This window comes from Halochromatium sp., assembly GCF_054919635.1.
The window spans coordinates 1-7,427 of sequence record NZ_JBUDPI010000178.1 but is presented as its reverse complement, the minus strand read 5'-3'; the positions used below and the strand labels follow the sequence as shown (position 1 = coordinate 7,427).

Annotated in this window: 6 protein-coding genes; 4 read left to right on the top strand and 2 right to left on the bottom strand. The window is 61.0% G+C overall.

Annotated elements, in window-relative coordinates; all coding sequences use genetic code 11:
• Positions 1–336: 336 nt before the first annotated feature.
• On the top strand, positions 337–804 hold the full coding sequence (locus tag ACY693_RS11580; RefSeq protein ID WP_462321978.1) for a c-type cytochrome: 468 nt from the start codon (positions 337–339) through the stop codon (positions 802–804).
• Between the two features lie 358 nt (positions 805–1,162).
• Here ACY693_RS11580 and ACY693_RS11575 read toward each other — a convergent pair whose 3' ends face one another.
• Positions 1,163–1,858 carry a cytochrome b/b6 domain-containing protein gene (locus ACY693_RS11575; protein WP_462321977.1) on the bottom strand — a complete coding sequence of 232 codons (696 nt, stop codon included), beginning with the start codon at positions 1,856–1,858 and terminating at the stop codon, positions 1,163–1,165.
• 224 nt (positions 1,859–2,082) lie between these two features.
• On the opposite strand from ACY693_RS11575, the gene ACY693_RS11570 reads away from it, so the two are divergent.
• Together ACY693_RS11570 and glgB are read left to right on the top strand one after the other, a co-directional pair.
• Positions 2,083–2,517, top strand: coding sequence for a BLUF domain-containing protein (locus ACY693_RS11570; RefSeq protein ID WP_462321976.1), 435 nt, complete (start codon positions 2,083–2,085; stop codon positions 2,515–2,517).
• Positions 2,518–2,687: 170 nt separating this feature from the next.
• A complete protein-coding gene (gene glgB, locus ACY693_RS11565) occupies positions 2,688–4,928 on the top strand; it encodes a 1,4-alpha-glucan branching protein GlgB (RefSeq protein WP_462321975.1) in 2,241 nt (746 codons plus the stop codon).
• 25 nt (positions 4,929–4,953) lie between these two features.
• Here glgB and ACY693_RS11560 read toward each other — a convergent pair whose 3' ends face one another.
• The gene (locus ACY693_RS11560; protein WP_462321974.1) at positions 4,954–5,760 is read right to left on the bottom strand and encodes a hypothetical protein; all 807 of its coding nucleotides are present in this window, start codon (positions 5,758–5,760) and stop codon (positions 4,954–4,956) included.
• Here ACY693_RS11560 and ACY693_RS11555 point away from each other — a divergent pair.
• Complete coding sequence (locus ACY693_RS11555) at positions 5,747–7,417, top strand: glycogen synthase (RefSeq protein WP_462321973.1); 1,671 nt, start codon at positions 5,747–5,749, stop codon at positions 7,415–7,417. The two genes, ACY693_RS11560 and ACY693_RS11555, sit on opposite strands and share 14 nt — an antisense overlap.
• The last annotated feature ends 10 nt before the right edge of the window (positions 7,418–7,427 follow it).

Below are 7,427 nucleotides of genomic sequence, written 5' to 3'. Positions count from 1 at the left end.
AGTCTGTAACCTAAGTCGGACAGGCTCCTAGCACCTTTACTAAAAAAACCGAACGCCGGCACAAGACGAGCCCAAGACGGAGAGGTTGCGTTCTGCATAGTGCACAGGCCAAGGCTTCTCGATCCACTCACTACGTCGCGAACTGTTGCGAACGGTTGCGAAAGAGCATGCAGCAAGTGGTTGCGATTGAAACACATCCATTTGCCCTGATTCTTGCCTCCACAGCGGAAACCACCGTCCTGCTGTGCGCGCAAGGCAGACAACCGTTATGATCCGCCGGCCAACGCACCAACCAACTCACCGACTAGCCAAACCTTTGACCTAGGAGAAGCCAAGATGATCACTCGCTTACGCGCTGCAGCACTCGGAGCCGTCGCGATTGCCCTTGTGGGCAATGCTGCCACTGCCTCTGATCTCAAGCCAGAGGAGCAGATCCAGACACGTCAGGCCGGCTACAAGTTCATGTCCTGGAACATGGGCAAGATCACGGCACACCTCGAGGGCGACTACAATCAGGCCCAGGTCGAGGCCGCTGCTAATGCCATCGCCGGCATTGCCAACTCGGGCATGGGCGCGCTCTATGGCCCAGGCACCGATGAGGACATCGGCGATGTCAAGACCCGCGTCAAGCCTGAGCTGTTTACCAACCAACAAGAGGTTGGCGAGGTCGCCATGGCCTTCATCGAGGCTGCTAACAACATGGCTGAGACCGCCGCCCTTGGTGACAAGGCCGAGGTCAAGACCGCCTTCGGGGAGCTTGGCGAGAGCTGCAAGGCCTGCCATAAGAAGTTCCGTAAGGACTAGCCATCGCAGGGCCTGACCCTGGCCAGGGATGCCCCGGCAGACCTGGCCAGCTTGGTGTTATACCCATCGCAGATCAGTTTTCGGCGTTGCGAGCCCGCTCCGGGTCGGGCAACGGCGATCGGGGGACGCCGTGAATCCGTCCTTGGAGGCTTGACGACGGCATCCATGCCGTCGACACCCCCGCTCGCCGCCACCCGACCCTCCACTATGCCGTGCCATCAATTGGGATGCTTTTGGTACAAGTTGGCCCTCACTAAGGATGCAGGGTCAACCCTGGCCACGCCTCCTGAGACGCCATCACCGCAAACGCTCAACGGCCAGTCCCGAAAGGCCCGTTCAATGACGGGTCACCAACTGATCACCAGCTTGGCAAGCTGCCCGCCGGTGGCGGAGGTGGTGGTGGAGGCAACAAACCTCCGGTTGCGATCCAAACGGCTAGAGCGCTGATTAAGAGCGCAAGCAGCAGTGCCCACAGGGGCCCACCCCGCGCTGAGGCGGCACGCGAGCCATCCGGCGGAGCCGGCTTCCAGCCAGTGACCATCGGCCAAATCAGATTATTGCCCCGCACCAGGGTATAAAAGAGCGCCGCCAAGATATGTAAGGTGACCAGCGCCAGGATCACCCAAAGCCCCTGGCGATGCAGGCTCGTCAGCCAATCGCTAGTCGCCTTGCTCACGAGGTCATAAAGTGGCCCGTTGAAGGCGATATCGTCGTTGCTGAATAGGCCGCTAACCGCCTGAAATGAGAGCACGAGGAGCAGCGCAAACACGGACAGGGCGCCGAGTGGGTTATGTCCTTGCTCATGCCAATGGCCGCGAAGATAGGCCAATAGCTTCTTCGGTGTCGGGAAGAATTGGGCGAAGCGCGCATAGGTCGAGCCCAAGACGCCCCACAGCAGCCGAAACACCAAGAGCCCCAAGATCAGCAGTCCGGCTCGTTCATGCCAGACCATCCAGTTACCACCTTGTAAGCCCGTCAAAATGGCCGCTGTCACGGCCAGAAAGAGTGTCCAATGAAAGACACGGGTCGGTAGGTCCCAGACCTTGATGCGCATAGCAGGATGTCCGCAACAGAAAGGATTCTACTTACCGGAGCCCAGAGCCTAGGGCATCCGATCCAAGGCCGCGCATTATGCCAGGCTCGCGATCGATCGCATCAGTGGCCGGTCAGCAACGATATTGATCTCACCAGCGCCCGGCGTCACGATCGCACCATCGACGAGCGCGAACGCGTAGAATCGGGACCATCGATGACAATCTGCTACTGGAGCCGCGGGCCATGCCCTTTCAACTTTGTTACGCCAGCACCGCGACGCACGACTTCACGCGCGACGAGCTTCTCGATCTCCTGACCTACGCCCGCAAGAGCAATGCCGACAAAGGCATCACCGGCCTGCTACTTTTTCAGGGTGGACATTTTCTCCAGGTGCTCGAAGGCGAGGTGAGCGCAGTACGCGGGCTGTTCAAACAGATCTGCGAAGACAAGCGCCACAAGGATATCGCGCTACTGTTCGAGGAGCTGGTGTCACAACATCAATATCCGGACTGGAGCATGGGCTTCCAGACCCTCGATGGCAGCGAGTGGATGGAATTTCCGCAAGAAGATAGCAACCAGCATGATCTGCGCGCTCTTGCCCAGACCATGGGCCGAGCCAAAGAGCTCTTGATGTATGTCCGCAAGCAGGGCCTCGACCCCGCCAAGGACATCGGCTGAAGCCGCCGGGGCCCTTGCGCTACGCGCCCAATCCGATCACCACCCGAGGCATCTGACGGCGCGCGAGCCATCGACGCCCAAGCCCCGCGGTCGCTTGACGCCAATCACCGTGCCAACAAGCCCGCGTCTCGGCGCGAGCGCCCCGCTCCATCTCTGAAGAGGCATCCTGGATGAGCCACGATCAACTCCCCGCTCCGCTACGCCAACTCACCGAGGCCACCCACGCCGATCCCTTTGCCGTGCTTGGCCGCCATCGCGAGGGCGACGTCACCTGTGTGCGCGTCATCCTGCCGCAGGCCGAGACGGTGAGCATCGCGGAATTGCAGCAGGAGCTAGAACGCATCATTGGCACGGATATCTTCGAATGGCGCGGATCGGACGATGCCCTGCCCAGTCAATACCGGCTGATCTGGCGCGATCAGGATCACCGCGAGCACATCGCACACGACCCGTACAGCTTTCCACCGCAGCTGCCGGACTTCGACATGCATCTGTTCGGCGAGGGGCGTCATTGGCATGCCTATCGCCTGCTCGGCGCCCGGGTGCATGAAACCAAGGGCATCGCCGGGGTGCTGTTCGCCGTCTGGGCGCCGAATGCGGCGCGAGTCAGCGTAGTCGGCGATTTCAACGGCTGGGATGGCCGCTGCCATCCCATGCGCGTGCACGGCAACGGCGTTTGGGAGCTGTTCATCCCCGATCTCGCGCCCGGACTGCTCTACAAGTTCGAGATCCGTTCGCGCGACGGCGCCGTCCTGCTCAAGTCTGATCCTTATGGTCGACGTTTTGAGGTCCGACCGAGCACAGCCAGCATCATCGAGCCACCAACACAGTATCGCTGGCGTGATGAGTCCTGGCGTCTGGCCCGAGCCGCCCATGACTGGCAGCGTAGCCCGATGTCGATGTACGAGGTGCATCTGGGCTCTTGGCAGCGCGGTCCCGAAGGCGAGATGCTGAACTACCGCGAGCTTGGAGAGCGCTTGGTCGACTACGTCACGGATCACGGCTTCACGCATATCGAGCTGATGCCCATTACCGAGCACCCATTCGACCTCTCCTGGGGCTATCAGACCACTGGCTATTACGCCCCGACCAGCCGCTTCGGGAGTCCGGACGATTTCCGCTATTTGGTCGACCACTGCCACGCCAACGGCATCGGCGTCATCCTCGATTGGGTGCCGGCGCACTTCCCGAAGGATGCCCACGGTCTCGGTCGCTTCGATGGTACCGCCCTCTACGAGCACGAAGATCCGCGACTCGGTGAGCACCTGGACTGGGAGACCCTGATCTTCAATTTCGGCCGCAACGAGGTGAAGAACTTCCTGATCTCGAGCGCCCTGTTCTGGCTCGAGGAATTTCATGTCGACGGCCTGCGTGTCGACGCCGTCGCCTCGATGCTCTACCTCGATTATTCGCGTACTGACTGGCTGCCGAACCAGTACGGCGGCCGCGAGAATCTCAAGGCCATCACCTTCTTGCGCGAGCTCAACGAGATCGTCCACGACCAGGTACCTGGCGCGCTGGTGATGGCCGAGGAGTCGACCTCGTGGCCGCAGGTCACACGGCCCACCTATGTCGGCGGTCTCGGCTTCGACCTGAAATGGAACATGGGCTGGATGAACGACACCCTGGTGTACTTCAAGGAGGACCCGATCCACCGCCAGTACCACCAGGACGCGCTGACCTTTAGCATGCTCTATGCGTTCACCGAGAACTTCCTCTTGCCGCTCTCACATGACGAGGTCACGCATGGGAAGCGCTCACTGCTCTACCGGATGCCCGGCGACGAATGGCAGCGCTTTGCCAACCTCCGGCTTCTGTACACCTATATGTACACCCATCCGGGCAAGAAGCTGCTGTTCATGGGCAGCGAGTTCGCCCAAGGAGAAGAATGGGATAGCCAGCGCATCCTGGATTGGTATGTGCTTGAGTATCCGTTGCACCAGGGGATTCAAGAGCTGATTCGACGCGTCAATCGCCTCTATCGGGAACAGCCGCCCTTGCACCAACTGGATTTTGATGGCGCAGGCTTCGAGTGGATCGATTGTCATGATGCGCATAACTCAGTGCTGATCTATCAGCGCAAGGGCCCTGCTGACAAGCGCAGCGACAAGCTAACGGCTGCGGAGCACCTGGTCGTCGCCCTGAATTTCACCCCTGTTCCGCGCCATGACTATCGCATCGGCGTCCCGGTTGCCGGCGCCTACGAGGAGATCTTCAACTCCGACGATACTGCCTTCGGCGGCAGCGGCGTAAGCAATGGCGGGGCGGCGATCCGCACCGAGCCAGTCCCCTGGATGAACCATCCGCAGTCTGTGCTGCTGGCCCTTCCACCACTGGCCGGCGTCGTGCTCAAGCCGGCGCCAGCATCGGTTGCAGATCATGTCCCTGCGCCCGGAACAACGATCACTTGAGCAGCCGACTGACCCTCGGCAAGCGCTAGGCATGCGCCAAGCAAGCGCCAGCCAAGCGCTGACAGTCGTCAGAACACACAGCATTCGAAGCATTCAGATCGCGCAGGTGAGCAGCGATGGCAAAAAAGCCAACGACCACGAAGAAGACCAAGGCATCCGCTAGCCGCAAGGCTGAGACCCCTGCCGAGCCCAACGCGGGCGTAAAGCGGGCAACCGCCAAGGAGCCAGACGTGCCCACCAAGCCAACGGACGCAGCACCAAGTGCAGCGAGTTCTGCGTCCGATGCTGACAAGCCGGCGACGGCCAAGAATGCGGACGGGACCAAGCCAACAACGAAGCCCGCCGCCACCGAGCCTAGCACCAAGGCAGCAGCTGCGCCGGCATCGGACTCGACCTCGGCAACCAGCGCTAAGACCACGGCAGACCCCGCATTGGAACCGACAGGAAAGGCAGCCGCAGGGGCGGACAAGCTGAAGACATCCGGCGCCGCCAGCAGCAAACCAGCTGCCGCCGGCAGCAAACCGGCTGCCGCCAGCAGCAAACAAGCTGACGCCAGTAGCAAGCAAGCTGACGCCAGCAACAGACAAGCCGCAGCCAGTAACCGCCAAGCTCCAACAACGACCATCACTGCCGACGAATCAGCCACTGAAGCACCGGCTTCAACGCCGAGACCTGCAGCCAAGGTGGGAGCCAAGGTCAAGCCTGCTGAAGAGCCAAGAAAGGTGTCCAAAGCCGCATCGGAGGCGAAGACACCTCCGTCGAGATCGGCAGCCTCGGGGAAGGCATCGGCAAAGCACGACGAGCAGCCGACCAGGCCAATGTCGTCGAGCACAGCTGATGAGCTTAAGGCGCCTGGTGGGGAGTCCGCTGCCAAATCAACCGCGGTGCGCGTTGCAAAGACGGGTTCGGAGCCTGTCGCAAAGACCCCTATCGCGGAGCCAGAGCCAGAGCCAGAGCCAGAGACCTTAGCGGAAAGCCCGCCGGAGCCAGCGGTCTTCCATGCACCCCGCCCCAGTCTATTCATCGTCCACATCACGCCTGAGATGGCCCCAGTCGCGAAGATCGGTGGCCTGGCGGACGTGGTCTTTGGCCTGAGCCGGGAGCTCGCCATCCGCGGCAATCATGTCGAAATCATCCTGCCGAAGTACGACAACCTGCGCTACGACCAGATCTTCGAGCTGCAGCCGGTCTATAACGATCTCTGGGTGCCCTGGTACGAGGGTGCGATCCATTGCACGGTCTATTTCGGCTTCGTCCACGATCGCAAGTGCTTCTTCATCGAGCCGCACTCGCAAGACAACTTCTTCAATCGCGGTAGCGTGTACGGCTTCCCGGATGACGTCTTCCGTTACGCCTTTTTCTCGCGCGCAGCGATCGAGTTCCTCTGGCAATCCGGCAAGCACCCCGACATCATCCACTGCCATGATTGGCAGACCGCGTTGGTGCCAGTGTTCCTCTACGAGTTCTATCAGCGACTTGGCATGACCCATCCGCGCGTCTGTCTCACCATCCACAACTTCAAGCATCAAGGCGTCACCGGCACCGAGCTGCTGCGTGCCACTGGTCTACACCAGCCCGAGCGCTTCTGCGACTGGCATCGGATGGGCGACAATCAACACAAGAATGCCCTGAACATGCTCAAGGGCGGGGTGGTCTACTCCAATTTCGTCACCACCGTCTCGCCGCGCTACGCCTTCGAGACCAAGGACCAAGGCCAGGGCTTTGGGCTCGAGTCGACCCTGCACACACACCACATGAAGTATGGTGGCGTGGTCAACGGCATCGATTACGACGTCTGGAATCCCGAGATCGATCGCTATATCCCGGTGCGCTACGGGCTCGGCAACATCGACGACAAATACCAGAACAAGCGCGCGCTGCGCCAACGGCTGATGCTCGCCGACAACGAGAAGCCCATCGTCGCCTTCATTGGCCGACTCGATCCCCAGAAGGGCCTCGAGCTGGTTCGCCACGCCATCTTCGCAACCCTCGAGCGCGGCGCCCAGTTCGTGCTGCTCGGCTCCAGCCCCGACCAGGGCATCAATAATGACTTCTGGGGCCTGAAGCACATGCTCAATGACAGCCCCGACTGCCATCTCGAGATCGGCTTCGATGAGGACCTGTCGCACCTGATCTATGCCGGCGCCGACATCATGCTGGTGCCGAGCCAGTTCGAGCCCTGCGGCCTGACCCAGCTGATCGCGCTGCGCTACGGCACCATTCCGGTCGTACGCACCGTTGGCGGCCTCGCCGATACGGTGTTCGACAAGGACCACTCCGATCGCCCACTGCACCAGCGCAACGGCTACCGCTTTGACAATTACGACGCGCCCGGTCTCGAATCCGCACTGATCCGTGCGATTGACTGCTATTACCAGTATCCCGAGCACTTCCGCGAGCTGATGAGGAACGCGATGCGCGCAGACTATTCGTGGAACCATCCGGGCCAGGATTACCTGAACATCTACGATTTCATTCGCGATCGCTGAGGCGACTGCC

Bases quoted from the DNA above. Each gene is read 5' to 3' on its own strand.
- ACY693_RS11555 (WP_462321973.1), top strand. From the start codon at position 5,747: ATGTCGTCGAGCACAGCTGATGAGCTTAAGGCGCCTGGTGGGGAGTCC.
- glgB (WP_462321975.1), top strand. From the start codon at position 2,688: ATGAGCCACGATCAACTCCCCGCTCCGCTACGCCAACTCACCGAGGCC.
- ACY693_RS11575 (WP_462321977.1), bottom strand. From the start codon at position 1,858: ATGCGCATCAAGGTCTGGGACCTACCGACCCGTGTCTTTCATTGGACA.
- ACY693_RS11570 (WP_462321976.1), top strand. From the start codon at position 2,083: ATGCCCTTTCAACTTTGTTACGCCAGCACCGCGACGCACGACTTCACG.
- ACY693_RS11580 (WP_462321978.1), top strand. From the start codon at position 337: ATGATCACTCGCTTACGCGCTGCAGCACTCGGAGCCGTCGCGATTGCC.